Annotated in this window: 22 protein-coding genes, 1 pseudogene, 1 riboswitch and 1 other annotated feature; of the genes and pseudogenes, 14 read left to right on the top strand and 9 right to left on the bottom strand. The window is 43.6% G+C overall.

The features are described 5' to 3' along the window. Positions 1–2: 2 nt before the first annotated feature. Positions 3–509 (bottom strand): annotated as a pseudogene (locus ACQKL0_RS11915) (ABC transporter substrate-binding protein); the annotation flags it as partial. Between the two features lie 180 nt (positions 510–689). Between ACQKL0_RS11915 and ACQKL0_RS11910 the strand changes: the two are divergent. The 7 genes from ACQKL0_RS11910 to ACQKL0_RS11880 all read left to right on the top strand — a co-directional run bounded on the left by ACQKL0_RS11910 (position 690) and on the right by ACQKL0_RS11880 (position 7,174). After that, on the top strand, positions 690–1,478 hold the full coding sequence (locus ACQKL0_RS11910; RefSeq protein WP_402957029.1) for an alpha/beta hydrolase family protein: 789 nt from the start codon (positions 690–692) through the stop codon (positions 1,476–1,478). 39 nt (positions 1,479–1,517) lie between these two features. Beyond that, on the top strand, positions 1,518–1,760 hold the full coding sequence (locus tag ACQKL0_RS11905) for a DUF2584 domain-containing protein (RefSeq protein WP_403080354.1): 243 nt from the start codon (positions 1,518–1,520) through the stop codon (positions 1,758–1,760). A 299-nt stretch (positions 1,761–2,059) separates the two neighbouring features. Continuing rightward, entirely contained in the window at positions 2,060–2,830 is a 771-nt protein-coding gene (locus ACQKL0_RS11900) for a TSUP family transporter (RefSeq protein ID WP_407406295.1), read from the top strand. Positions 2,831–2,986: 156 nt separating this feature from the next. After that, positions 2,987–3,559 (top strand): TetR/AcrR family transcriptional regulator, encoded by a 573-nt coding sequence (locus ACQKL0_RS11895; RefSeq protein ID WP_427687809.1) that lies wholly within the window; start codon positions 2,987–2,989, stop codon positions 3,557–3,559. A 24-nt stretch (positions 3,560–3,583) separates the two neighbouring features. Then, the gene (locus ACQKL0_RS11890; protein WP_427687807.1) at positions 3,584–4,930 is read left to right on the top strand and encodes an MATE family efflux transporter; all 1,347 of its coding nucleotides are present in this window, start codon (positions 3,584–3,586) and stop codon (positions 4,928–4,930) included. Positions 4,931–5,074: 144 nt separating this feature from the next. After that, positions 5,075–5,212, top strand: a complete 138-nt coding sequence (locus ACQKL0_RS11885) for a hypothetical protein (protein ID WP_427687805.1) — start codon at positions 5,075–5,077, stop codon at positions 5,210–5,212. Positions 5,213–5,485: 273 nt separating this feature from the next. After that, positions 5,486–7,174, top strand: coding sequence for a methyl-accepting chemotaxis protein (locus tag ACQKL0_RS11880; protein WP_427687803.1), 1,689 nt, complete (start codon positions 5,486–5,488; stop codon positions 7,172–7,174). A gap of 246 nt (positions 7,175–7,420) precedes the next feature. On the opposite strand, the gene pckA is transcribed toward ACQKL0_RS11880, so the two are convergent. Then, a complete protein-coding gene (gene pckA / locus ACQKL0_RS11875) occupies positions 7,421–9,004 on the bottom strand; it encodes a phosphoenolpyruvate carboxykinase (ATP) (protein WP_402875118.1) in 1,584 nt (527 codons plus the stop codon). Between the two features lie 578 nt (positions 9,005–9,582). Continuing rightward, positions 9,583–9,746: riboswitch (SAM riboswitch) on the top strand. A 168-nt stretch (positions 9,747–9,914) separates the two neighbouring features. Here pckA and metK point away from each other — a divergent pair. Further along, positions 9,915–11,111: a methionine adenosyltransferase gene (gene metK / locus ACQKL0_RS11870; RefSeq protein WP_402875116.1), complete on the top strand. Its 1,197-nt coding sequence runs from the start codon at positions 9,915–9,917 to the stop codon at positions 11,109–11,111. 140 nt (positions 11,112–11,251) lie between these two features. On the opposite strand, the gene ACQKL0_RS11865 is transcribed toward metK, so the two are convergent. After that, positions 11,252–11,770 (bottom strand): gamma carbonic anhydrase family protein, encoded by a 519-nt coding sequence (locus tag ACQKL0_RS11865; RefSeq protein WP_427687859.1) that lies wholly within the window; start codon positions 11,768–11,770, stop codon positions 11,252–11,254. 214 nt (positions 11,771–11,984) lie between these two features. Between ACQKL0_RS11865 and ACQKL0_RS11860 the strand changes: the two genes are divergently transcribed. Next, the gene (locus ACQKL0_RS11860; RefSeq protein WP_402875113.1) at positions 11,985–12,788 is read left to right on the top strand and encodes an alpha/beta hydrolase; all 804 of its coding nucleotides are present in this window, start codon (positions 11,985–11,987) and stop codon (positions 12,786–12,788) included. Positions 12,789–12,828: 40 nt separating this feature from the next. Here ACQKL0_RS11860 and ACQKL0_RS11855 read toward each other — a convergent pair whose 3' ends face one another. The 3 genes from ACQKL0_RS11855 to ACQKL0_RS11845 all read right to left on the bottom strand — a co-directional run bounded on the left by ACQKL0_RS11855 (position 12,829) and on the right by ACQKL0_RS11845 (position 14,647). Further along, positions 12,829–13,014: a hypothetical protein gene (locus ACQKL0_RS11855; protein ID WP_427687801.1), complete on the bottom strand. Its 186-nt coding sequence runs from the start codon at positions 13,012–13,014 to the stop codon at positions 12,829–12,831. 98 nt (positions 13,015–13,112) lie between these two features. Further along, positions 13,113–13,685 carry a class I SAM-dependent methyltransferase gene (locus ACQKL0_RS11850; protein ID WP_427687799.1) on the bottom strand — a complete coding sequence of 191 codons (573 nt, stop codon included), beginning with the start codon at positions 13,683–13,685 and terminating at the stop codon, positions 13,113–13,115. Beyond that, positions 13,682–14,647, bottom strand: a complete 966-nt coding sequence (locus tag ACQKL0_RS11845) for a TIGR01212 family radical SAM protein (protein ID WP_402957045.1) — start codon at positions 14,645–14,647, stop codon at positions 13,682–13,684. The genes ACQKL0_RS11850 and ACQKL0_RS11845 overlap by 4 nt, the downstream gene beginning before the upstream one ends. A 164-nt stretch (positions 14,648–14,811) precedes the next feature. On the opposite strand from ACQKL0_RS11845, the gene ACQKL0_RS11840 reads away from it, so the two are divergent. The 5 genes from ACQKL0_RS11840 to ACQKL0_RS11820 all read left to right on the top strand — a co-directional run bounded on the left by ACQKL0_RS11840 (position 14,812) and on the right by ACQKL0_RS11820 (position 22,508). Then, positions 14,812–15,315 (top strand): SMI1/KNR4 family protein, encoded by a 504-nt coding sequence (locus tag ACQKL0_RS11840; RefSeq protein ID WP_402875102.1) that lies wholly within the window; start codon positions 14,812–14,814, stop codon positions 15,313–15,315. Between the two features lie 87 nt (positions 15,316–15,402). Further along, a complete protein-coding gene (locus ACQKL0_RS11835; protein WP_402875099.1) occupies positions 15,403–15,666 on the top strand; it encodes a DUF2524 family protein in 264 nt (87 codons plus the stop codon). Between the two features lie 159 nt (positions 15,667–15,825). Then, positions 15,826–16,054 (top strand) — a binding site (T-box leader). A 54-nt stretch (positions 16,055–16,108) separates the two neighbouring features. Continuing rightward, a complete protein-coding gene (gene leuS, locus ACQKL0_RS11830; protein WP_427687796.1) occupies positions 16,109–18,523 on the top strand; it encodes a leucine--tRNA ligase in 2,415 nt (804 codons plus the stop codon). A gap of 152 nt (positions 18,524–18,675) precedes the next feature. After that, positions 18,676–19,161: a GNAT family N-acetyltransferase gene (locus ACQKL0_RS11825; protein ID WP_427687794.1), complete on the top strand. Its 486-nt coding sequence runs from the start codon at positions 18,676–18,678 to the stop codon at positions 19,159–19,161. Between the two features lie 440 nt (positions 19,162–19,601). Further along, entirely contained in the window at positions 19,602–22,508 is a 2,907-nt protein-coding gene (locus ACQKL0_RS11820; RefSeq protein WP_427687792.1) for a S8 family serine peptidase, read from the top strand. Between the two features lie 141 nt (positions 22,509–22,649). On the opposite strand, the gene ACQKL0_RS11815 is transcribed toward ACQKL0_RS11820, so the two are convergent. The 3 genes from ACQKL0_RS11815 to ACQKL0_RS11805 all read right to left on the bottom strand — a co-directional run bounded on the left by ACQKL0_RS11815 (position 22,650) and on the right by ACQKL0_RS11805 (position 24,783). After that, positions 22,650–23,150 carry a hypothetical protein gene (locus ACQKL0_RS11815; protein WP_427687790.1) on the bottom strand — a complete coding sequence of 167 codons (501 nt, stop codon included), beginning with the start codon at positions 23,148–23,150 and terminating at the stop codon, positions 22,650–22,652. Between the two features lie 126 nt (positions 23,151–23,276). Continuing rightward, entirely contained in the window at positions 23,277–23,798 is a 522-nt protein-coding gene (locus tag ACQKL0_RS11810; RefSeq protein WP_427687788.1) for a spore coat protein, read from the bottom strand. Between the two features lie 82 nt (positions 23,799–23,880). After that, complete coding sequence (locus ACQKL0_RS11805) at positions 23,881–24,783, bottom strand: LysR family transcriptional regulator (protein ID WP_402957059.1); 903 nt, start codon at positions 24,781–24,783, stop codon at positions 23,881–23,883. Positions 24,784–24,874 lie beyond the last annotated feature (91 nt).

The raw sequence follows: 24,874 nt of genomic DNA, 5'->3' as shown, positions 1-24,874 counted from the left end.
CTGGATGCGAATGCGGTCGCGATGTTCGCAAAATCAATATTCTGAATGAGCGTCAGATCTTTTTGTGGGTCGATATTGTGTTTTTTTAAGACGAATTCCCCCGCCATTTGCGGCATCCCGCCTTTACGCTGTCCTAGGAAGGTGGAGTCTTTCAACATATCCCATTCGAAATTTTCAATCTTTTCACGTGAAACAAGGAAGGTCCCATCCGTTTGCGTTAACTGGGCAAAGTTAATGACCGGGTCGCTGGACCCTTGCGCCTGGACATAGATGGATGTTTCCGATCCGACGAGTGCAATGTCCGCACCATCAGACAGTAAAGTGGTCATCGTCTTGTCGCCGCCAGCAGTCGTTTTTAAATCGATTTTTAGGCCTTCTTCTTCAAAAAAACCTTTTTCAATCGCGACATATTGCGGCGTATAGAAAAGCGAGCGTGTCACTTCGGCCACACGGACCTTCGTCGTTTCTTCTTTCTTTGAACCACATGCCCCAAGGGGAATGACTAGCATGCATACAAGTAAAAATAGGACACCCGCTTTACACCATTTCTTCAATTTACCTTCCTCCTTGATATATAGGAATTTTGCCTATCTTATCGTATGAACGAGTGGAGAAATGGTGAATGCCTAACAGGGGATAAAATCGATTGAATGTTTTACAATAAGGGAAACAGAAAGGGGGAGCGGAACATGGAGAACGGAAGGATGATTTCAAAGCAACGGTTCCCTTCACCACATCCTGGCATTCACCTTTTTTTAGTCACATACATGTCTCAAGGTTTGAAGGTAAAGGGATTACTGGCTGAGCCTGTGGATGGGGACATTCACGATGCTTTCCTTTATTTACGGGGTGGCATTAAAAACGTCGGCAAGGTAAGGCCTGGACGTATCATTCAGTATGCGGCAGAAGGGTTCATCGTCTTTGCTCCTTTTTATAGGGGCAACCAAGGCGGGGAGGGGGACGAGGATTTTGCCGGAGAAGATCGGTTCGATGCGATAGCGGGCTTTAACCTGTTGGAGCAGCATCCACGGGTGAATAAGGAGCATATTCATATCCTCGGCTTTTCCCGGGGTGGCATCATGGCACTATGGACGGCGATCCATTGTCAGACGGCTGCGTCCCTTGTCACATGGGGTGGAGTGTCGGATATGTTCATGACGTATGTCGAACGAGTCGATATGCGGCGGATGATGAAGAGGGTCATTGGTGGTAGTCCTAAGAAATGCCCGGAGCAATATGAATACAGGACGCCGTTGTTTGCCATCGAGGAATTGAATGTTCCGGTTCTGATCATTCATGGGGAAAGGGATGATAATGTATCGGTGGAACATGCCTATCGACTGGAAAAAAGGTTGAAGGCCCACGATAAGCCTGTCGAAAGTTGGTATTTCCCACAATTCACGCATTTCTTCCCGCCTGCGGTCAATCGAAAAGTGGTCGAAGATTTAACAACTTGGATGAAAAGTAAAACCGAATAATGGTAGAATGAAGTATATTGACCAGAGGAGGAGATATACATGGGCATGCCTATGGAACTCAACACCATGATCGTGACAAAGGGAAACGAAATTCGTGAAGAAGAAAATGTGTTCAGCCTGACGAAAGCAGGGTACCGCTTATATCCAATCGACATCCCGATTGATGTCCGTAAAACGATTCAATCCGATTCAAGTGGAACGGCCGTCATCCGCAAGGTCGAATGGATGAATGAAAAAACCAACATTACATATCAATTGATCTCACTGAATTCAACAAATTGAATACATGAAGCGCATGCGAATCTAGCATGCGCTTTTTTATGTGGTAGAGAACGGACGGAATTCGACCGAACTATCCAGCATTCCGCCATTGGTGGCACATAATTCGACGTTCGTGCGATTAATTCGACATTCACGCGGATAATTCAACATTCACAGCGGGCAGACCGGTCGTGGGTCGTTGATTCGCCCACGTTACAAGATCAAACCGAAATTTTATGAAGAATTGTTTGATATTTATAAAAAATCCAGGACACCGGAGTATAATGGATGAGATATTGCTGTTGAAAGAAGGAATGTAGATGGAGGATATTAATCTTTATACGTTGCTGTTTTTGGTGATAGCGGGTTTCATCGCTGCGTTCATTGATTCTGTTGTGGGCGGGGGCGGTCTTATTTCCATACCTGCTTTATTGTTTACGGGAATTTCACCATCTGCGGCTTTAGCGACGAATAAGTTTTCGAGCTCGATGGGTTCCTTGACGAGTACGATTTCATTTATTCGGGCAGGGAAAGTGAACTTCAAATTTGTCATCAAGTTTTTGCCGCTGACCGTGATCGGGTCGATATTGGGTGCCTATGTCGTTCACTTTGTTTCGCCTGACATATTGAAGCCGTTGATTCTGTTGATATTAGTGATTGTCGCGATTTACACGATCGTCAAAAAGGATTGGGGTAAAGAAACTTTGTATAAGGGATTGACCCGGAATAAGCTCATTCTGATGTTAGTGGTCATTTTTGCAATTGGTTTTTACGATGGTTTTCTTGGACCAGGGACGGGATCTTTTTTATTGTTTGCCTTTTTGATCATAGGATTTGATTTTGTTCAAGCGGCTGGCAATGCCAAGATTTTGAACTTTGGCAGTAATATTGCAGCACTCGTTGTTTTCCTATCGATGGGCACGGTCAATTTTGCTTACGGAATTCCGATGGGAATCGCCATGGTGGCCGGGGCTTTAGTCGGGACGAACTTCGCGATTAAAAAGGGATCTTCCTATGTTAGGCTATTATTCATTTGCGTCACCGTCTTATTGATTGGCAAGAATATCTTGAACTATTTCCATGTGATTTAAATGCAAGTATACATACCAGTGGCCGTGGAATGATCTGCGGCTGCTTTTCCTTGTTTACAGAATGGAATTTCTGTGTGATAATTTCCTGACGAACGTTCGTTAGGATAATGAGCGTACCAGTGCGGGTAAAATATTGGTTGATGAAGGGTGAAGGTAATGAAAAGTGAAGAAATTAAAAAAGCGGCACTCAAACATTTTGCGGTTAACGGATATAAGGGCACGTCGCTTTCTCAAATAGCTGATGATGTGGGAATTAAAAAACAATCGATTTATTCTCATTTTAAAGGAAAGGATGATTTATTTTTAGCCGTCCTTACAGATGCCAAGGAGATGGAGCTATCCTTTTATGAGGCGTATTTTAAGCAAAAACAAGATCCGGAAAGGACGCTATATGGATTCTTGGATGAGATGAGAAGGATGTTTCAGGAAAATGAGAATTTAAAGTTCTGGCTCAGGATGGAGTTCTTTCCGCCTACTCATTTGTATAAAGTGGTGCAGCGGGAAGCGGCGGATCTCGAGAATCAACAGGAAGCACTGTTAGAAAAGTTATTCGATTCATGGATATCAGAAGGGGCGATTCGTTCGGGAAATGCCCGGACGCTAACATTGGCCTACACAGGTGTGATCGTGGCCATCTTGGTCGAACTTGTATACTCCGATGACCCTAAGCGGTTGGAAGATAAATTTGACGCATTATGGACCGTATTTTGGAGCGGAATTTCCAAGTAAGGTTAAGCAATAGGAGATGGGAACATGGCAATGAGAGAACAACAACAGAAAAGTCTTCTGGAAATAGAATCGACGGGAAAGATTTTCTTACGCTATTTGATTCCTTCCATGATCGGAATGATCTTGATGGCATTGAACTTTGTCGTCGATGGCGTCATGGTCGGTAACAAACTTGGGTCCGTTGCCCTGGCAGGGGTAAATATTGCTGGACCCATTTATACCATTTTTGTCGCCATGTCGATCTGGATTGGTGTCGGCGGCGCAACGCTATACTCCCAAAGCATGGGAGCGAAGGATTATGTGCGTTCCCGCTTCATTTTTACGCATTCCATCGTTCTAATTACAGGCTTCACCATCGTCATTGGTTTGATTGCCTATCTGTTTCACAATCAGCTCGTGTTCGCATTAGGGGCAAATGACGCGACCGCACCCTTTGCGACGGATTATATGAACGTTTTCTTGATGCTCGGTTTTGTTTTCACCTTAGAAAATGCCTTGAGTATTTTTATCCGGAATAACGGAAATCCGACACTGGCCATGACGGCATTGATTGTGACGGCTGTTTCGAATTTCGTCTTGAATTATATCATTTTGTATGTGTTCGATTTAGGGGTACGTGAAATTGCGTTTGGGACCATCACTGCGTCGGCGCTTGGAATCGTCGTGCTTTCCGCCCATTTCTTCACGAAGAAGAATACCCTTCGTCTGGTCAAATTCCGCTTTGATAAGCGGCTTTTCCTTTTGACCATGTCCATCGGTTTTCCGAGCTTTTTATCTGAACTCGGTGTATCCGTCTTTACGATTGCGCATAACAATGTGTTTTCCCGGTTGGCGGGAACAGATGGACTGTCCGCCTTTTCCATCGTCAATTATGCCCACAGTGTGATGCTATTGATGTTCCTGGGCATCGGATCGGCCATCCAACCGCTCGTTAGCTATTACCATGGAGCGAAAGATGAGAAGCGAAAACGCGAGACGGTTCGCATAGCCATTTTTACGGCCATCGGTGCGGGGGTATTCATTACCTTACTCGGACAAGTGACGGCACCGTATATAGTTGCTTTATTCGGAGACTTTTCACAAGACGTGAAGGAACTCGCGACAATCGGCATTCGGATTTTCTTTGGCGGGTATATTCTGATGGGGGTCAACTTTGTCATGATGACCTATTTTCAATCGGTCGGGCAAGTCAAGATGGCAGCCTGGATCACGATTGGGCGGGAATTTCTCTTCATGCTCATATTCCTGGTAACCCTTCCTTTCCTATTCGGAACCAATGCAGCATGGCTGTCGATTCCTTTATCAGAAGTAGTCATTTTCTGTACCATCCTGCTTTATTTGAAAAGGGAAGGCACCTTTTTTGGTAAATGAGTTCATGGAATTTAGAGATCACCTATTCGGTGGTCTTTTTTGTTTTTTTAAAATTTCTGAAAAAATATTGACAGAATGATTCACTCTGTTATATATTATTTATACAATAAATAATTTGTTATATAACAGAGGGGGAAAAGTAAAATGAATATGTATAATAAAGCGTATGAAACCTATTTAATGACTTGCGAAAGATATGGAATCGAGTCGATTAACTTTCACCATTTCATCAGACATTTAACCGAGGATCAGTTAGACGAATACAGTAAATTAGCCATTTAAATTGAAAAGGACGTGTTCTTGTAGATGGATCTAGCCGATGTGGAAGCCTTATAGAAACCCCACCCGTTACGAATAGTAGAGGTGGGGTTTTGTTATGTCTAAAAAGGAAAAAGAGATATGGATAAGACGAGGAAACCTAATGACTCTTTAACGAGCATTAGGTTTTTTTTCCTTGAAGTGACAAAATATTATGAAGAATATGGTAAAATGGATATAGGACTTTATACTCTTAAATGATGGTCAAAGAAGATAAATCGACTTGGGGGATGCTATATGAAATTAACTGTATCAAAAAAATTATGGGGTAGTTTTTTATCTTTACTTGTATTTTTATTGGCCATTGGGACTGTATATTTGTTGATTATCGATGATCTTAATAAACAATATACGTTTTTATTGGATAATCGCGTGAAAAAGACTCAACTTGTGGATGACCTGATCATCAATCAGCAAGATTACTCCAACGATATTCGGGGATATATGATCTATGGAGATGCCAAGTATTTAGAAGGCCGGTCCGAGAAGTATGATAGGTTTGAAGGTGCCTATAAAGAGTTAGAAAAGACGATGGAAAAGAAAGAAGATCGGACTTTACTGGAAGAGGCATATAAAGCAAAACAGCAGTATACAGAACTTTCAGAAGAAATAATCAATAATGTCCAGAAGGAGAAAACTCAGGAAGCTTTGGTCATTGCGAAAGAGACCAGTGTACTAGAAGAAACAATCATCGAAAAAGCCATACAGTTAAGTGACAACCAGAAGGTTTATATGCAAGAGAAAAGGAAAGAGATTGATGCTTTGGTTAAGGATATGCTGAGCTTCATCACGTTGGTCATCATCGGAGGCTTCATACTTAGTATCGTAATGCCGACTGTCCTGAGTCGCAGCATCACCCGCCCGGTCCGCAAGCTCACTGCGGCTATTGGTGAGGTTGCTGGAGGAAATCTCCAGGTGGAAAGCATACAGGTCCGGAACAAGGACGAGATTGGGGAAATGGCCGGTGCATTCAACAAAATGGTTAATGAACTGAAGTCGATAGTCTCGAGTATGAGGGATTCTTCGAGCCAGTTAGCTGTTCAAGCGGAGCAAATGTCAGCCAGTTCCGAGGAAAGCCTTGCCTCTTCGGAGATGGTTGCTAAAACGGCAGAGGATAATATGCAAGGAACGAATCAGCAGGTGGTCATTATTGAAAATTCGGTGGATTCCATGAATGAAATGGCTGCAGCCGTCGGGAGAGTTACGGAAAGCAATGTCGACATGCTTCAATCTGCTGAAACGGTGAATTCGCTAGTTCGTGAGGGATCATCCAGCATGAATGCGGTGACAAAGGAAATGAATCATATCAATTCCACCATTCAGGACTCGGCGAAAATCATGGAAATGATGACGAGCCATTCAAGTGATATTCAAAGAGTGACAGCCTTGATTACGGACATTTCCGACCAAACTAATTTACTGGCATTGAATGCCGCGATCGAGGCTGCCCGTGCCGGGGATCATGGAAAAGGTTTTGCGGTCGTGGCAGATGAAGTCCGGAAACTGGCTGAGCAATCGAAATTGTCCGCCTCAGAGATTGCAAACATGGTCAGCATGATTCAAGATGCGACCAAAAAAGGGGTGGAATCCATCAAGATGGGAACCAAGAAAGCGGAAGATGGACTCATTGCCTCGGAGAATTCCTTGCAGGTGTTCGACCAGATCAAAGTGGCAGTCGGTGAAGTGGGAAAACGGATAGAGTCGGCATCCAATGCTATCGAAGACATTCAAGCCATGACCGAAGAGGTGGCAGCAGGGGCCACTTCCGTAAAGGAAATTGCGGTGAGCGCTGCTGAACGGGCACATGATACAAGTGCAGCCACAGAAGAGCAGCTAGCGGCGAATGAACAGATTACGACAGGCGCCCAATCACTAGCAATCCTGGCCGAAAACCTACAGAAGGAAGTAAGCCACTTCAAGATTTAAGAACACGATGAAGAGCCCGAACGATGAACACCACTCCCACGGTGTTTTAGTCGTTCGGGTTTTTTCTGTTGCAATGCGGCTTGTCACATGAAATAGGAGGAAGGGACGGGGATAGCCAAGGGGTGTGCGCGTAGAAAGCTAATGTGAATATGGGGAAGAGGAGGATATCCAAGGACTATGCATTCTTGCTTTGATGATAAAGAAAAGGACCAAGCGATTTTCGCTTGGTCCTTTTTCCTATCTTTATTATGCAATCGGCCCGCCAAGTTCTTCGATTTCGTTTGGTACGCTACCGAATTTCTTGAAGTTTGCACGGAATTGAGCGGCAAGGTCTTTTGCTGATTTTGTGTATGCAGCAGGGTCTGCCCATGTTTTGATTGGTTGAAGCACTTCATCAGGAACACCAGGAACATGAACCGGAATGTTCAAGCCGAAGATATCATCTTGAACGGTTTCAATGTTGGCTAATTCACCTTCAAGTGCTGCTTGGATCATGGCACGAGTATAAGCAAGCTTCATACGGCTTCCAGTTCCATAAGCTCCGCCAGTCCATCCTGTGTTAACCAGGTATACTTTTGCGTCATGCTCGTCGATTTTTTCTCCAAGCATTTCAGCATAGCGTGTAGCAGGAAGTGGTAGGAAAGGTGAACCGAAGCATGTAGAGAATGTTGCTTCAGGAGACGTCACACCTCTTTCTGTACCTGCCAATTTGCTTGTGTATCCGCTCAAGAAGTGGAACATGGCTTGTTCTTTAGAAAGTTTGCTGATTGGAGGCAGTACGCCAGAAGCATCAGCCGTTAAGAAAATGATTGTATTCGGGTGTCCCGCAATACTTGGATTCACAATGTTATCGATCGCTTGCATTTGGTATGCAGCACGGGTGTTTTCCGTTAATGAGCTGTCATCGTAGTCCGCCACGCGTGTTTCGGGATCTACCACGACATTTTCCAATACGGCGCCGAAACGGATGGCGTCGAAGATCTGTGGTTCTTTTTCACGTGAAAGGTTGATGGTTTTTGCATAGCATCCGCCTTCGATGTTGAATACACCGTTAGAAGACCAGCCGTGTTCGTCATCACCGATCAGTTTACGGTTCGTGTCGGCAGATAAAGTCGTTTTACCAGTACCGGACAATCCGAAGAATAAAGCGACATCGCCTTCACGACCTACGTTTGCCGAACAATGCATTGGAAGGATTTCTTCTTCCGGAAGTAGGTAGTTCATGATTGAGAAAATCGATTTCTTCATTTCACCTGCGTATTCAGTTCCACCGATTAGGATAGTACGGCGTTCGAATGATACCATGATGAACGTTTCGGATTGCGTTCCATCAACTGCTGGATCCGCTTTGAAATTAGGTGCGGAAAGGATGGTGAATTCTGCTTCATGCCCTCTTAGTTCTTCCTCATTCGGACGGATGAACAATGTATGAGCAAAAAGGTTGTGCCAAGCATATTCATTAACCACTCGGATAGGAAGGCGTGATGATTCGTCTGCTCCAGCAAAACCTTTGAAGACAAAGACTTCTTCTTTTGTCTTTAAGTAATCCACTACTTTACTATATAGTTTATTGAATACTTCCTCGGAAATGGGTTGGTTCACTGGGCCCCAGTCAATTTTGTCCTTTACAGAAGCTTCTTCCACAATATATTTATCTTTAGGTGAACGGCCTGTGTATTTGCCCGTTTCAGCTTTTACTGCGCCGGTTGAAGTTAAAACGCCTTCATTTCTGCTTAATACTTTTTCCACTAATTGAGGAACTGAGAGTTGAGTTTGCACATTATTTCCTGCTAATAATTGGTGTAACTCATTAACGTCAACAGAATTCATATATGAGATACCTTCCTTTGTTTAAGTTTTTATAATACAATTAGTATAACACATTGGATTAAATAGTCTATACTATTTAACTTTTTTTGTGAATGAAAATGGAATAGTCACATTAATCAATTATCTCACTTCGAGTGTAACCTTATGTATAGTGCGGGCATATACTTGCAGTGAGTCATCCTGGATGGATGTTTTTGAATCTGGTTGAATCGGGAGACGATCTGGATGAAGTGAATCTAGGATGTGAAAAACGATTGCTGCCACAAGTCTTTGTGAAGTCCCGTTTTAGGATTAGTGTACCTTTTCATTTATAATAGGAAGAAAAGAAGTGAACAACCATTTATGTAACTGAAAAAGGGATGAATATAGGGGTTCGGATGGTATGTTCATTTTGTCTGATTTATCCATTGTAAGTCAATGGTCTTATCTTCTTAGTTTACACTCTTTAAGAATACTATTTATATTCCGGCTGTGCCAGATAAAAAGTTTTTTTATTTTTCATTGGGGAAAAATGTTCTATTTAGAAAAACATTGACAAATTCAGACTAAATACGATAGTATCTTAAATTGTACGGATTCTCTTATCCCGAGTTGGTGGAGGGACAGGCCCTTTGAAACCCAGCAACCTGCCATATTGAACTTGACTCCAAGGTCAATCGCCGAAAATAAAGCGATGAACCTTCAAGGAATAGTGGTGATGGTGCTAACCTGAGCAAGGTAAAAAACCCTTGAACGATAAGAGTGAAAGGATAGATGATAGAATTTTTAAACCTTTCCTCATTTGCCAGGGAAGGTTTTTGTGTTTTTATTCATTAATTCTGTGTCTATGATTGAAACTAATAAGGGAAACGAGTTCCGTAAAAGATCAGGCTCATGCCTACAACATACTAACTTCCAAGGAGGAAATAAGATGTCAAAGAAACGTCTATTTACTTCTGAATCTGTGACAGAAGGCCATCCGGATAAAATTTGTGATCAGATTTCAGATTCCATTTTAGATGCAATCCTAGCTAAGGATGCAAATGCGCGCGTTGCGTGTGAAACAAGTGTAACGACAGGTCTTGTACTTGTTGCTGGAGAAATTACAACATCGGCTTACGTGGATATTTCACGCATTGTCCGCGATACGATTGCAGGTATCGGGTACACTCGTGCGAAATATGGTTTCGATGCCGAGACTTGTGCCGTGCTAAGCTCGATCGATGAGCAGTCTGCTGATATTGCAGCGGGTGTTGATAAAGCATTGGAAGCACGTGAAGGTACGATGTCCGATGAGGAAATCGATGCTATCGGTGCAGGGGACCAAGGTCTTATGTTCGGATTCGCGTGCAATGAAACGGAAGAGCTTATGCCACTTCCCATTTCATTGGCTCATAAGCTATCATTCCGTCTTTCTCAAGTTCGTAAAGATGGCACGCTAAGTTATTTACGTCCTGATGGAAAAACGCAGGTAACGGTTGAATATGATGAAAATAACCTACCTGTACGTGTAGACACAATCGTCATCTCCACACAACATGATCCTGAAGTGACACTTGAACAAATTCAAGCCGACTTAAAAGAACATGTGATTAATGCGGTCGTACCGGCTGACTTAATCAATGAAGATACAAAATACTTCATCAACCCGACTGGCCGTTTTGTAATCGGCGGACCTCAAGGGGATGCTGGTCTTACTGGCCGTAAGATCATCGTTGATACGTACGGCGGATACGCTCGTCACGGCGGCGGTGCTTTCTCTGGTAAAGATGCGACAAAAGTGGACCGTTCTGCTGCATATGCCGCTCGTTACGTTGCGAAGAACATCGTAGCTGCTGGCCTGGCTGACAAAGCGGAAGTGCAATTGGCCTACGCAATCGGTGTGGCTAAGCCTGTATCCATCTCAATCGATACATTTGGAACGGGAACAGTAAGTGAAGAGGTGCTAGTGGAATTGGTAGAAGCGAATTTCGACCTACGTCCAGCTGGTATCATCAAGATGCTTGACCTACGTCGCCCAATCTACAAGCAAACAGCTGCATATGGTCACTTCGGCCGTACAGATGTTGATTTGCCTTGGGAGCGTACGGATAAAGCAGAAGCTTTAAAAACACAAGCTAAAGCGTAAATCATATGAGAAAAGGTGCCTTGCTTTAATGCAAGGCACCTTTTTTGATGGGCAAAAATAGGATTAAATATGGCTTCCTAGGGAATAATTCAAGGAATCCTATTTTTAGCTAAGCGTTTTTTTGTATCATACGATTGGTGTTACTTTATTCGGTCAGCCTGTTTATAGAGTTGTCCTTTTTCAGCATATTCCCGGACAATGCGATCCATATCCTGGCGATCTTCCTCATTAATTTCACGAACGACTTTGGCTGGCCTTCCAAAGGCTAAGGTGTTCGGCGGGATAACCTTTCCTTGGGGGACAAGGCTCCCTGCGCCGATGAAGGCACCTTCACCGATTTCCGCTCCATCAAGGATGATCGAACCCATGCCGATGAGGGCTCTCTTTCGTATTTTGCAGCTATGTAGAATGACTTGGTGGCCGATGGTCACTTCATCTTCGATTATCAGTGGGTTATTGGGACTTTGATGAAGTACGCTGTTATCTTGTACGCTTACTCTTTTCCCGATGATGGTGGGTGCCACATCGCCGCGAATGACGGTATTGAACCAGATCGTTGATTCATCACCGATTTTGACATCGCCTGTCACGACGGCATTTTCAGCAAGATAGGCGCTTTCGGAAATTTCTGGTTCCATGCTTTTGAATGGATAAATAATCAATTTTCATCATTTCCTTTCCGAAGTGGATAATTTTGCTGTATTATTTTAATATACCGTATCAAAATAGCCTTGGCTACTATTTGATTGAGCACAATTAATTAGGTTTCATTTTTGTCGAAAACCGAGAATGTGGTTATAATTTACCATATAGATTATTTTTCATTCTGCATGGAACGTTTACAACTAGAGAAAAGTGAAAGGGGGATTTCGAATGTGGAAATGGGAGACGGACGGAGATGCAAAAGGCGTCATCGTCATTATTCATGGGGCAATGGAGCATCATGGCCGTTACAAGTGGTTAACACAAATGTGGCTTTCAGCCGGATACCATGTCGTCATGGGCGACCTACCCGGGCAGGGAATGACGACACGCGCCTTCCGGGGGCATATCGATTCCTTTGACGAATATTTAGAAGAAGTAAAAAGCTGGATTGAAGATGCATACGATTATTCCCTTCCTGTCTTTTTATTAGGACATAGTATGGGTGGGTTGATTGCGATCCGCCTGCTTCAGGAGGAAGAATGGGACATCGCGGGGGTCATTTTATCATCGCCATGCCTCGGCCTGATGACGCATCCTCCCAAATACTTAACCGCCATTTCACACGGCATGAATATCGTGATGCCAAAATTCCGGGTGGATTCTGGGTTAACTCCCCAAATGGCGACAAGAAATTCGGAAATCCGTGAATCGGATACGAACGATACATTGTACATTACCAAAGTTTCCGTTCGCTGGTATCGGGAGCTTGTACAGGCAATGAAGGATGCTTTTGAAGAGATTCCGGAGTTTCAGGACGTGCCTTTACTGATGATGCAGGGCGGAGATGACAAGGTCGTCAACAAAAAGGCGGTCCGGGAGTGGTTCAACTATAACTTGGCCAGCGAAAAGCAATACAAGGAATGGCCGAAACTATATCATGAAATTTTCAATGAACCGGAGCGGGATGACGTATTTCAATATGCACTGAGTTTCGTTGAAAACCGGTTGAAGATATTGGGCTATGTCGTTTAAATAAGAAAAAAGCTGCTGAGAAACTTCAGCAGCTTTTGTTTTAGAGGAATTTGTCAAAGGCATGTTCGAACGGCTTCAATTCTTCCATCGTGTTCTTATCTTCGGTCAATGCATTCAGGCTGGTGACGAATTGGCCATATGATTCACTTGTATCCGGTTTGATTTTCACAGTCAATAAATCTGCCCTGCCAGTAACGAAGTCGATAAATGTTCCATGTTTCTGCACCCATTTTTTTCTCATTATAATGGGTAAAAGTTTAAAAATACAAAATAAACGGTCGGATTTACAAAAACACCACCGTTTATTGAACGGTGGTGGGAGTTCTACCTTTTTTCTATCGCAATGAGGAACGGAGGAGAATGAACTTGGTTGATGAAGTCGTATTTCAGGACATGGGCTTTTTGTTGAGACAGGTTCTGTACATAGTGCATCAACGCATCCCGTTCCGTTTCTCCTCCTGGATGGCCGTGATAGATGACGAGGACGATGATGCCCTCTGGCGCCATCATGTCGAACAGTTTTTCCAGAGAAGCGATTGTCGTATCGGCTTGCGTGATGATCGATTTATCGCCTCCAGGTAGATAGCCAAGGTTGTAGATGGCCCCGGTGATCTTTCCCGCATGTTCCCCGGTGATATACGTATCAAGCTGTTCATGTCCATCGTGGACGAGGGTGCAACGCTTTTGTAAATGTTCCGTTTCCAATTTATTCGCGGTAGTGTGAATGGCTTGCTCTTGAATGTCAAAACTATAGACATGACCGGTTTCGCCGACCAATTGGGCGAGAAAAACGGTATCATGGCCGTTGCCCATCGTTCCATCAACGGCGATGTCCCCTTGTTGAACGGCTCTCTCAAGAAGTAGCTTCGCAAAATCCAAAACGCGATTCAGCTTCATGGTGATGGGACCTCCTCTGATTGATAATGTTTTCCCTGCCAGCTATTGCGGCGTTTCAGTTCGGCATCGATGGCGTTCAGGACATCCCATTTATTGACGCTCCACATCGGCCCGATCATCAAGTCTATGGGGCCATCGCCGGTAATGCGGTGGACGATCATTTCTGGGGGAATGACTTCCAACTGATCGCATACGAGATTTACATAATCGTCCCGTTCAAGAAATTCAAGCATTCCTTTTTCATATTGCTTGACCATCGGCGTTCCTTTCAAAAGGTGAAGCAGGTGGATCTTGATTCCCTGGACATCCAGTTTAGCGACTTCACGTGCGGTCTCCATCATCATTGCATAATCTTCGTTAGGCAAGCCATTGATGATGTGGGTACAGACCCGGATCCCGTGTTTACGCAGTTTATCGACGCCTTCCTTGTAGCAAGCATAGTCGTGGGCCCGGTTGATCAAGTTCCCCGTTTCATCATGGACCGTCTGCAGGCCAAGCTCGACCCAAAGATAGGTACGTTGATTCAGTTCGGCTAGATAGTCGACTACATCATCAGGCAGGCAGTCCGGGCGTGTCGCGATGGAAAGCCCGACCACTCCATCCTGAGTGAGGACGCTTTCGTACTTTTCACGAAGCTCTGCGACAGGGGCGTGCGTGTTCGTGAACGCTTGGAAATAGGCCATATACTTGCCGTCTTTCCATTTGTGGTGCATTTTTTCACTGACTTTCTTAAATTGGACATCAAGCGGTTCGACGCGATCGCCTGCAAAATCCCCCGATCCTGCGGCACTGCAGAAGGTGCAGCCGCCATGTGCGACTGTGCCATCACGGTTCGGACAGTCGAAACCGCCGTCAAGCGCAACTTTGAAAACTTTATGGCCAAAGTGATGGCGTAAATGGTAATTCCAAGTATGATATCGTTTGTTATCCGTTGCATATATAAACGGGTTTGCTTGATCCATATCAGCAACCTCCTACGTGTAATAAAGCGCAACCTATATTATACAACATTCCGGAGAATAGGTCTTTTTCTTAAAAAAGAAGCGTATAATGTATCTTGAAGGTTAATTTTAGATAGTTAAACAGGTGTGTTCGTTTATCTAAATTGAGTCGGGAGCTGATGAATATGACCGTTCAAGTAGAAGAAGTCATAAATCAAATGAAAAAGAAATTAGCAGAAAATAACCAGGTGCTAGAAGTCAATGATGACGGGACTGTGTTCAATGCAACGTGTACCTTCAATTCTCCTGCCTCGGACGAACAAATCCTCGCTTTTGAGGAAAAGACCGGTTTGCTGCTGCCAGATGAATATAAAGCATTTTTGAAGATAACGAATGGCTGCCGCCTGTTCGATCATGTTGAATCCGGGGGCGAAAATGATCTATACAGCCTCGAGGATATCATAAATTACACGTATGAAGAAGATTATGAAGGCTGTTATAAGGTGGCCTGCATTTATCAAGATAATATCGTGATCCATGGAAATGACGTGGCCAAAGGCAAGCAGGATTATATCATGGTAAAAGGTCATATCGATGATTTCGATGAAAGCAAGCCGCTTCATATGGGTTTCGCGGAGTGGCTGGAGCAATTCATTTCCCATCAAGGGGTAAAGTTCTGGGATAAGTGAAAAAAAATGATAATCCTCCCGTTCTTAGTTCAAACTAATTGTGATGATGTAATGTCATCCAAATGAACGTGAAGGAGAGGGTTTGAAATGGCAACAAGACAATCCGTTGGTCAGTTATTGGAGCAATGCGAAGGGGCTCTCCGATTTGCAGATTATGAATATAACGAAGCATCAAGGCTGGGCCATTACAGTGATGAGGAATTCCAGAAGTCACAGCTTTATATCGAAGAGGCTTTGACGAACTTGGACAAAATGTATGGAAGTGCGGATGCCCAGCAACGGGATATGCTTCAAAGGATGCAACAGCAATTGAATGATATAAAGAATGATATGATTTTATTGCGTCATTAAAGGTGTATGTGGGGGCTATGGAAGCATAGCTCCCTTTTCCAATGTGCACGATTTTGAATGGTGATGCATATATAATGAAAAACCTGGAGATAATGTTGGTGACCGGCTATTGCAATTGTCGGTAAAATTGACTAGAATGAAATAAAATCAAATATTCTTATAAAGACTATGAAGAGAAGTAGTAGCAATTAGAACCAGTTTAGAGAGTTGACGGATGGTGCAAGTCAACCTGGATTGATTGTGAACTCGTCTTGGAGTCACAGGTGTGAAGCGATAGTAATGCCTGGCGTCCAATCCACGTTACGGAACTTTTAAGCTGGGCGATTGTTTGTTGTCGCCAATGTGGGTGGTACCGCGGGAAGATATACATAATCCTCTCGTCCCAATTTGGGATGAGGGGTTTTTTATTGTTTTTTTTATACGGAAAATAGGAGGAAGTCTAATGAGTTTTGAACATAGAAGCATAGAAACGAAATGGCAGCAATATTGGGAAGCGAACAAAACGTTTAAAACGGGAGAAGATAGCGGCAAACGTAAATTCTACGCGCTGGATATGTTCCCCTATCCATCTGGAGCGGGTCTTCACGTTGGACATCCGGAAGGTTACACGGCGAGTGATATTCTGGCACGGATGAAACGGGCGCAAGGGTACAATGTGCTCCATCCAATCGGCTGGGATGCATTCGGTCTTCCGGCAGAGCAGTACGCAATCGATACGGGGAATGACCCGGCTGAATTCACGGAACACAATATCAACACGTTCCGTCGCCAAATCAAGGCGCTTGGTTTCTCTTATGACTGGGATCGTGAAATCAATACGACGGATCCGGAATATTATAAATGGACACAATGGATTTTCTTGAAATTATACGAAAAAGGCCTTGCCTATATCGATGAAGTCGCTGTGAACTGGTGCCCGGCACTTGGTACGGTTTTAGCGAATGAAGAAGTCATCGATGGGAAAAGTGAACGTGGCGGACACCCGGTCGAACGCCGTCCAATGAAGCAGTGGATGTTGCGCATCACGGCTTATGCCGACCGTCTGATCGACGATTTGGATGATGTGGATTGGCCAGAAAACATCAAGGATATGCAACGTAACTGGATCGGCCGTTCTGAAGGGGCTGAAGTGACGTTCACGATCGATGGATTCGATGAATCATTCACGGTGTTCACGACACGTCCGGATACATTATTCGGTGCAAGCTATGCGGTTCTTGCTCCAGAACATCCTTTCGTGGATAAGATCACGACATCCGAACAACGTGCTGCCGTTGACGCTTATTTAGACGAAGTGAAACATAAAAGTGACCTGGAAAGAACGGACCTTGCAAAAGATAAATCAGGCGTGTTCACGGGTGCTTATGCAATCAATCCGGTCAATGGCGAAAAGATGCCGATCTGGATTGCCGATTACGTATTGATCAGCTATGGAACGGGTGCAATCATGGCGGTTCCTGCTCATGATGAACGTGATTATGAATTCGCAGTCAAATTCGACTTGCCAATCAAAGAAGTCGTAGCTGGTGGAGATGTGACGAATGAAGCCTACACGGGCGACGGACTTCATGTGAACTCCGGATTCCTGGATGGAATGAATAAAGAAGAAGGCATCACGGCCATGATTAAATGGTTGGAAGAAAAAGCAATCGGTACGAAAAAAATCACGTACCGCCTTCGCGACTGGTTGTTCAGCCGCCAACGTTACTGGGGTGAGCCAATTCCAATCATCCATTGGGAAGATGGCACCATGTCAGCACTTAAGGAAGAAGAGCTTCCATTACTTCTACCTAAGGCAACGGACATCAAGCCTTCAGGAACGGGTGAATCACCACTTGCGAACATCACGGATTGGGTGAATGTAGTTGACGAAAACGGACGTAAAGGCCGTCGTGAGACAAATACCATGCCACAATGGGCAGGTAGTAGCTGGTACTTCCTTCGTTATATCGATCCGGACAATACGGAAGCTCTTGCCGATCCGGAAAAATTGAAAGAATGGATGCCGGTCGACATTTATATCGGTGGTGCCGAGCATGCCGTGCTTCACTTATTGTACGCGCGCTTCTGGCATAAATTCTTGTATGACATCGGTGTCGTACCAACGAAAGAACCGTTCCAAAACTTATTCAACCAAGGGATGATCCTTGGCGAGAACAATGAAAAAATGAGTAAATCAAAAGGGAATGTCGTGAACCCTGATGACATCGTGGAAAGCCATGGTGCGGATACGCTTCGCATGTACGAAATGTTCATGGGGCCATTGGATGCATCCATTGCCTGGTCGACAAACGGATTGGACGGTTCACGCCGATTCCTGGATCGCGTCTGGCGCTTACTTGTCAATGAAGACGGTACGATGACGGATAAATTGGTCGAAACGGACGACAGTGGCAAGCTTGAAAAAGTGTATCACCAAACTGTCAAAAAAGTGACCGAGAACTATGAAGAATTGAAATTCAATACGGCGATTTCACAGCTGATGGTATTCATCAACGATGCCTACAAAGCGGAAGCACTTCCGAAAGAATATATCGAAGGCTTCGTGAAATTGTTAGCACCGGCTGCACCACATATCTCAGAAGAACTTTGGTCTAAACTGGGTCATTCTGAAAGTATCGCTTACGGAACATGGCCTGCGTTCGACGAAGCGAAGCTCGTCGATAACGAAGTGGAGATCGTCATTCAAATCAACGGAAAAGTCAAAGCCAAACTTATGGTGCCGACTGATACGACGAAAGAAAAACTCGAAGAAATCGCGATGGGCGAAGACGCCATCAAAGAACAGATTGATGGTAAAACCATCCGCAAAGTCATTGCCGTACCTGGCAAATTAGTCAACATCGTCGCAAACTAACAATCAAAAGAGCTGCCCCGCATATTGGCCGGGGCAGCTCTTTTTTTGTTGCCCTGGAAAGGGACATTCGTCGATTTATAAATACTAGGACCATATCATGATATGTATTTTTATGGTAATATGTAATGAAAAACCAAGGAGCAACCATAACTATGGAAAAAGTTCATGACGTGGAGTTAAAACATTTTTCGAATGAATATTTGGACGTATTACATTCCTTTGAACTTCCTGAAGAACAAGGGCAGTTCACAGCATTACCAAGCAAGATTTTAGAGGTGAAAGAAGGACAACATCGTATTGTTATTTTATGTGAGGATGAGCCTGTAGGCTTCTTTCTATTACATTCAACGGAACGAGTTAAGGCGTACTCGGATAATCCGAAAGCGATGCTCTTAACTGCATTATCCGTTAACCATGCAAAGCAAGGAAAAGGTTATGCTAAACAAGCGATGCTCTTACTAAGTGATTTTGTTAAAACTGAATTTCCTTACTGTGATGAAATCGTTTTAGTTGTTAATCATAAAAATGTTCCTGCTCAGCGACTGTATGCAAAAGTAGGTTTTACTGATACAGGTAAGAGAAAAACCGGTCCGATTGGTGAACAGTTTGTCATGCATTTATCGGTGAAGAATACGTAACTCTTCTAACTTTTGAGAGCTAACCTGTAATAGAGAGAGAGAATGAATCGGTCAATGATCGAGCGTTTTAATTGAATCGGAAAAAAAGGGATCTTCGCTGAAGATTCTTTTTTTTTTTTGCTAATGATGGTTGGTTATGTACCTAAGAATAAGGCTTCCCAAAACGCAGATGAAGAAAGTGGAAGAAGCAAGATTCGAGATTCGGACACATATGGGGGATATGGCGGAATCCTAAGTGAATGGGGAAGAAATAGTAGGAAAACCCTGTTCTTATAAAAAGCAGAATAGCTAGATTCAAAGATACGTATTAGTGCAAAATGCCTGTTTATTCCTTGGAGTCTACCATTCTCAAGTTATTGCCAAAAAAATGGTTGATAATATTTAACAGTGTGATAATTTGGTATAGTAAAGCATTTTTAGCAATTTTAGGAGGGTAACTATTGAACGTTAAAAAGGTAAGTCGATTTACGGTATGTGTACTTATATTTTCACTTGTTTTTGGCATGTTGATTCCACAAAGATCTCAGGCTGCGACAGATTCATCAAAAATCATACAAGCAACTTCCATTAAAAGTGGAGAAACGGTTGAAGGCACTTTTGACAAGCCTGAGACCCATTGGCTCCAGATCACCCCAACGAAAGATGATACTAATCAGTTTTCCCATGTTGAGTTCGATGTAGAATCGGACGATTATCTTAATATTTCAGTCTATCCTACTTTAGAAAAAGCAGAGAAAGATGAAACGTATGATAACTACCGGGCAACTAGTGGCCCTGAAGAAAAGGCCGTCATCGACTTCCCGTTCGGTTGGGAAGGAAGCTATTATGTGAAAATAGAGTATTTCGGTGAAGTGGATGAAGAGGGCCTATCATTACCGGAAGCGGAGAATAAGACGGCTTACAAAATACATGCACAATCCGTTAAATTGCCTCCTTCCGCAACATCGGACGAACTTGGAATGGATTCATGCCCAGTGGAGTTAAGCGCTGTAGGAAAATCTACGGGTAAAAACCTATTGAGTGAAATTCGCAAGTTCAGAGATGGAGTTCTTTCCAAGTCAGAGGAAGGACGCGCCCTATCTTCCTTGTATTATAAGGCTGCACCATTCTTGGTCCTTGATATGGTCGGCAGCAAGAGCAAAAGAGACAATGTATACAACAATCTAGTAATCCTTCAACCTCTTATTGCGGACCTTAATGAAAATGGGGAAAGCAGTACGGCAGTCATTTCAAATAAGCAGCAACAAGCGATTAAAGAATTGTTCGATGTGACGGTCGATGCCGTCCCAGCTTCACTGAAAAAAGAAATGAACGGCATTGCGGATAAGATCGGCATCAATAACCTCGCAGGCGAGCGTGTTGTCGATATCGCAAGCAAAGCGGGTTATAAGCTACCGGCTTCCAAAAGCATCACGAGCAAGTATATCGTCAAGATGAAACCGGGTAAGAAATTGACTTCGGTTCAAACCAAGGTACAAAGCTATGGAACGTTCTCGACCTTCAAAAAACAAGATGTCATCCTCGATGATACATATGTGGTGGAGTTAAAGGGAACGGGCAAGATGAGTGCAACAGCCCTTACACAGGTTGAAAACCTCTCGGATGTAGAGTATATCGAGCCGGTTAAAACGTATAAAGCCCTTTCGAATGATATTCAATCACCGTATCAATGGTCCTTGAACAATGACGGGCGTGAAGTAAGTAAAAAAGGCGCTGACATCCATAATGACGAATTGCAGAAACTTATTAAGAATCGCAATCTGAAAGAGACATTGGTTGCGGTAATCGATACAGGCGTCGATAATACGCTCGCGGATTTAAAAGACAAAGTCAATATGGGACAAGGCAAGAACTTCATCGATCAGAAAGTGGACGCAATTGATGATAATGGACATGGTACACATGTTTCAGGCATCATCGCAGCCCAGTCGAATAATGGATATTCCATGGAGGGAATCAATCCATTGGCCAAAATCCTTCCGGTCAAGGTCCTTGATTCTTCAGGAGCAGGGGACACGGAAAAAATTGCAGCCGGAATCATTTATGCGGCAGACAAGGGAGCAAAGGTCATTAACTTAAGTTTGGGCGGGTCTTATAGCCGGACCATCGAGTACGCCCTGAATTACGCAGCATCCAAAGGTGTCGTGATCGTGGCCGCAAGCGGGAATGAAGCCAGCATGCTTTCTTATCCGGCTTCTTCTAAATATGTAATATCCGTCGGGGCAACCAATGCCTATGATATCGTTTCGGATTATTCCAACTTTGGGCCGACACTTGATTTGGTGGCACCTGGAACAGGGATCCCAAGTCTTATGCCAAACGGAAATGTCACGTTAATGGATGGGACATCGATGGCAACACCACATGTAGCAGCAGTTGCCGCGTTATTACTATCCGGTAATCCAGGATTGAAAATAAATGACGTACGCACCATCCTTCATGAAACATCCGATTACATTGCCTTCAAGGAAGAAGACAATGAAGGAATGGATCAGGATTATACAGATGAAGGAGAGCCGATAGCACCAGCCGTCGACAGGGATTATGTTTCAGGGTTTGGAAGGCTGAATGGCTTTAGTGCACTTAGTAAAGTGGACCTGAAAGCTGCAGTGAACCCGATCCTTGATAATCAAACGAAGCTGACAGGAACGGCAAAAGCAGGTTCAAAAGTGGAAGTGAAAAACGGAAGCAAAACAATCGGAACAGCGGTGACTTCAGCCAAAGGTACGTTCAGCGTCGCCATTCCAGCTCAAAAGGCCGATCAACGCCTAAACGTCGTAATTTCGGATTCTTCTAAAGTCGCTGTCTCTTCAATCAAGCTGTTTGTGAAGAAGGGGGAAACTCCTAAAGCACCTACTGTGAAGACAGTAAGTGACAAAGATACGTTTGTAACGGGAAAAGCAACGGCGGGAATCGCGATTTCCATCAAGAATAGCGCCAAAAAAGTAATCGGCAAAGGCAACGCAGACAGCAAAGGGAATTACAAAGTAAAAATCAGTAAACAAAAAGCAGGGACAAAACTTTCCATAACAGCTACAGACGCGGCGAAACGGGAAAGTAAAGCAGCGAAAGTGACTGTGTTGGACAAAACGGCACCAAGTGCACCGAAAGTCGACAAAGTAACGGACAAATCAAAAAAAGTAACCGGTAAAGCGGAAGCGGGATCGACGGTTACGGTCAAGTACAAAGATAAGAAAATCGGATCGGCCAAAGCTGATAAAAAAGGGAAATTCACCGTGAAAATCAGCAAGAAAAAAGCAGGTTCGACCTTGTCCGTCACAGCAAAAGATAAAGCGGGCAATACAGGCAAAGCAACGAAAGTGACTGTGAAGAAATATAAAAAGTAAAATGTTAACTGAAACGGCATGTCCCCTTGTTTGAAATAACTAACAAGGGACATGCCGTTTTTTTCTTGAACCTCTAATAGGATGACGACAAAAAAGCCTATCAAAATAGTTTTGATAGGCTTTCATTATGTACACGATAAACTAGAAATTAATAGAAAGAGAATCTTTCAATTCCTGTAACAGTTCAGGGTGCTTCGCAATCGAAATATAGGTTTTTTCCTGATCTTCCTTTAATAATTCAAAAAAATATGTGGTTTCTTCTAAGGTGGCCATGGAGTAATCTAGTAGTTCCGCTGCGTCATTATTCTTTTTCACTTCAATCTTATCCATTTTGTCAATGAAGGTCCTGATATCTTTTTGTTCTGTCATGACTTTATGATAGTCTTCAGGATCAAGACTGGGATCATTCTGATTTGAAAGTAGTGCGGAAAGCTTTTTATAGCTTTCTTGATTCGGTATGTCTAGCTTGACGGATTTCGTATTCTCTTCGGTTTTTTCGTCAGGCTGTTTTTTTTCTTCCGTTTTGTTCTCTGTCGTATTTTCGGTTTGTTCTTTAGTTACGGTTTCCTCATTTTCTGAAGCACAGGCACTTAAGAATAGAGAAAGACCGATACAAAAGAAAATCATTTTAAACAATCTCATGGTTTAATCCCCTCCGGCTTATCATTCTACCATATAAAGGGTTATATTACATATTTATCTTATCTGGTGTTTAGGGAAAATAAAAAGGTAAGTGGAGGCGGTCGATTTCCACTTACCTTTTTTCGTTCATAATTGGGACAAAGCTTTTTTGGCCGTTTTCACGTCGTTTTGGAGAAGCTGGTTGAAATCATATGCTGGATAGAGATCTCTTTCATATAGATAGTTGAAAATTCTTGCGTGATTATCGATGGCCCCATTTAATTGCTTTTTAAAGACCTTCCGTAGTGAAGGGGTGGCCGTTTCAGTTATGGCAGTGGCATAATTCTTGACGGAGGATTTGGCCAGCCCGAGTAGATCCCCGGCAGCCATTGCCGATGCATCATCTCTTATTTCATCCCCTTGCATTATTTCTCCCATACGATCGTCCTCTTCCCGATTGGCATCAGGCGTTAACGGATAAAACTGCAACAACTCCATGATGTTTTGCGTAAGCGAATGGATCATGTGTTTGTAGTGCGTTTTTAAAACCGGGTCTTTTATTTCTGGATAGGCTTTTTTTAATTTCATAAGGGCATTGGACTGTGAAGCTACCAATTCATGAAGCTCAAGTGTTTCATGCCAAGCAAGATGTGAATGTGTGGGTGTCATGTTAATACCTCCTGAACATATTGTCTCGATACAGTATTCAAGAGGTGGGCATTTCGGAAGTTATCCCATTATTGAGAATATATCATTGGTATTGCTCCAACCTTGCAAAGAATTTTTTAACAAACTCGTAAAATACCTTTTCTGATGGGGCAAGTTCTCGATTCCTTGGAGAGATGATACCGACTGTCCGTTTGACTGAAGGCGTTTCAATGGGAATTTTGACGGTCATCCTCGGAACGATTTCATAGAAGGTGCTATCAGGCAGGAGGCTGACCCCGATTCCAGCGGACACAAGCCCTTTTATGGAATCCATGTCTTCCCCTTCCGAAGCGATGTTCGGCGTAAAGCCGGCCTGCTTACAAGCCTCGATGGCAAGGGTGTTCAAGACGTAACCTTTGGGGAACAGCACAAAAGGATCATTCCGCAGGTCGCTTAGGCGCAGGCTCTTTCTTTCAGCCAGCGGATGGGTGATGGGAAGTAGGGCAGACACGTTTTCGGTGAATAAGATATGGCCGTCGATATCGGGATCTTTTGTAGGGACCGGCCCTAGGAAGGCCAAGCCGATTTCCCGGTTTTTCACGGCATCCATTAAGTAGGAGTAGGAGCCTTGTTTCAAATGAAATGAGATGTTCGGCTGTTCATCTTTAAAAGCGGAAATGACAGTCGGCAACAAATAGGTGGAGAGGCTGGTCGGGAACCCGATTTTGATCATCCCATGCTCCGGATCCAGGAATTCCTCGATTTGATATTTGGCATATTCAATGGACTTTATCGCCGTTTTGGCATGAACTAAAAATATTTTTCCGATGGGCGTTAATTGGATGTTCCGGCCGATTTTTTCGAATAACGTGACGCCGAGTTCTTCTTCCAGTCTAGCAATCTGGCGGCTGATGGCCGATTGGGCAATATGTAGGTGTTCGGCGGCTTCAGAGACGTGTTCCCTCTCCGCAACCTCGACGAAATAACGCAATTGACGTAGTTCCATTTACTCATCTCCTTCCACCTATCTCAAAGTGAGATAGATTTTGGCTTAATTATATATTGTTTATATTGATTTGAAAACCTAGAATAATATG

It is taken from the genome of Peribacillus sp. NPDC097264 (assembly GCF_050277925.1).
In the GTDB taxonomy this organism is placed as follows: domain Bacteria; phylum Bacillota; class Bacilli; order Bacillales; family DSM-1321; genus Peribacillus.
Note: the sequence above shows the minus strand (reverse complement) of the source record. Positions and strands in the feature narration are given on the sequence as shown.

Coding starts and splice junctions, on each gene's coding strand:
- ACQKL0_RS11910 (WP_402957029.1), top strand. CDS start 690: ATGGAGAACGGAAGGATGATTTCAAAGCAACGGTTCCCTTCACCACAT.
- ACQKL0_RS11905 (WP_403080354.1), top strand. CDS start 1,518: ATGGGCATGCCTATGGAACTCAACACCATGATCGTGACAAAGGGAAAC.
- ACQKL0_RS11900 (WP_407406295.1), top strand. CDS start 2,060: ATGGAGGATATTAATCTTTATACGTTGCTGTTTTTGGTGATAGCGGGT.
- ACQKL0_RS11895 (WP_427687809.1), top strand. CDS start 2,987: ATGAAAAGTGAAGAAATTAAAAAAGCGGCACTCAAACATTTTGCGGTT.
- ACQKL0_RS11890 (WP_427687807.1), top strand. CDS start 3,584: ATGGCAATGAGAGAACAACAACAGAAAAGTCTTCTGGAAATAGAATCG.
- ACQKL0_RS11885 (WP_427687805.1), top strand. CDS start 5,075: ATGAATATGTATAATAAAGCGTATGAAACCTATTTAATGACTTGCGAA.
- ACQKL0_RS11880 (WP_427687803.1), top strand. CDS start 5,486: ATGAAATTAACTGTATCAAAAAAATTATGGGGTAGTTTTTTATCTTTA.
- pckA (WP_402875118.1), bottom strand. CDS start 9,004: ATGAATTCTGTTGACGTTAATGAGTTACACCAATTATTAGCAGGAAAT.
- metK (WP_402875116.1), top strand. CDS start 9,915: ATGTCAAAGAAACGTCTATTTACTTCTGAATCTGTGACAGAAGGCCAT.
- ACQKL0_RS11860 (WP_402875113.1), top strand. CDS start 11,985: ATGTGGAAATGGGAGACGGACGGAGATGCAAAAGGCGTCATCGTCATT.
- ACQKL0_RS11850 (WP_427687799.1), bottom strand. CDS start 13,685: ATGAAGCTGAATCGCGTTTTGGATTTTGCGAAGCTACTTCTTGAGAGA.
- ACQKL0_RS11845 (WP_402957045.1), bottom strand. CDS start 14,647: ATGGATCAAGCAAACCCGTTTATATATGCAACGGATAACAAACGATAT.
- ACQKL0_RS11840 (WP_402875102.1), top strand. CDS start 14,812: ATGACCGTTCAAGTAGAAGAAGTCATAAATCAAATGAAAAAGAAATTA.
- ACQKL0_RS11835 (WP_402875099.1), top strand. CDS start 15,403: ATGGCAACAAGACAATCCGTTGGTCAGTTATTGGAGCAATGCGAAGGG.
- leuS (WP_427687796.1), top strand. CDS start 16,109: ATGAGTTTTGAACATAGAAGCATAGAAACGAAATGGCAGCAATATTGG.
- ACQKL0_RS11825 (WP_427687794.1), top strand. CDS start 18,676: ATGGAAAAAGTTCATGACGTGGAGTTAAAACATTTTTCGAATGAATAT.
- ACQKL0_RS11815 (WP_427687790.1), bottom strand. CDS start 23,150: ATGAGATTGTTTAAAATGATTTTCTTTTGTATCGGTCTTTCTCTATTC.
- ACQKL0_RS11810 (WP_427687788.1), bottom strand. CDS start 23,798: ATGACACCCACACATTCACATCTTGCTTGGCATGAAACACTTGAGCTT.
- ACQKL0_RS11805 (WP_402957059.1), bottom strand. CDS start 24,783: ATGGAACTACGTCAATTGCGTTATTTCGTCGAGGTTGCGGAGAGGGAA.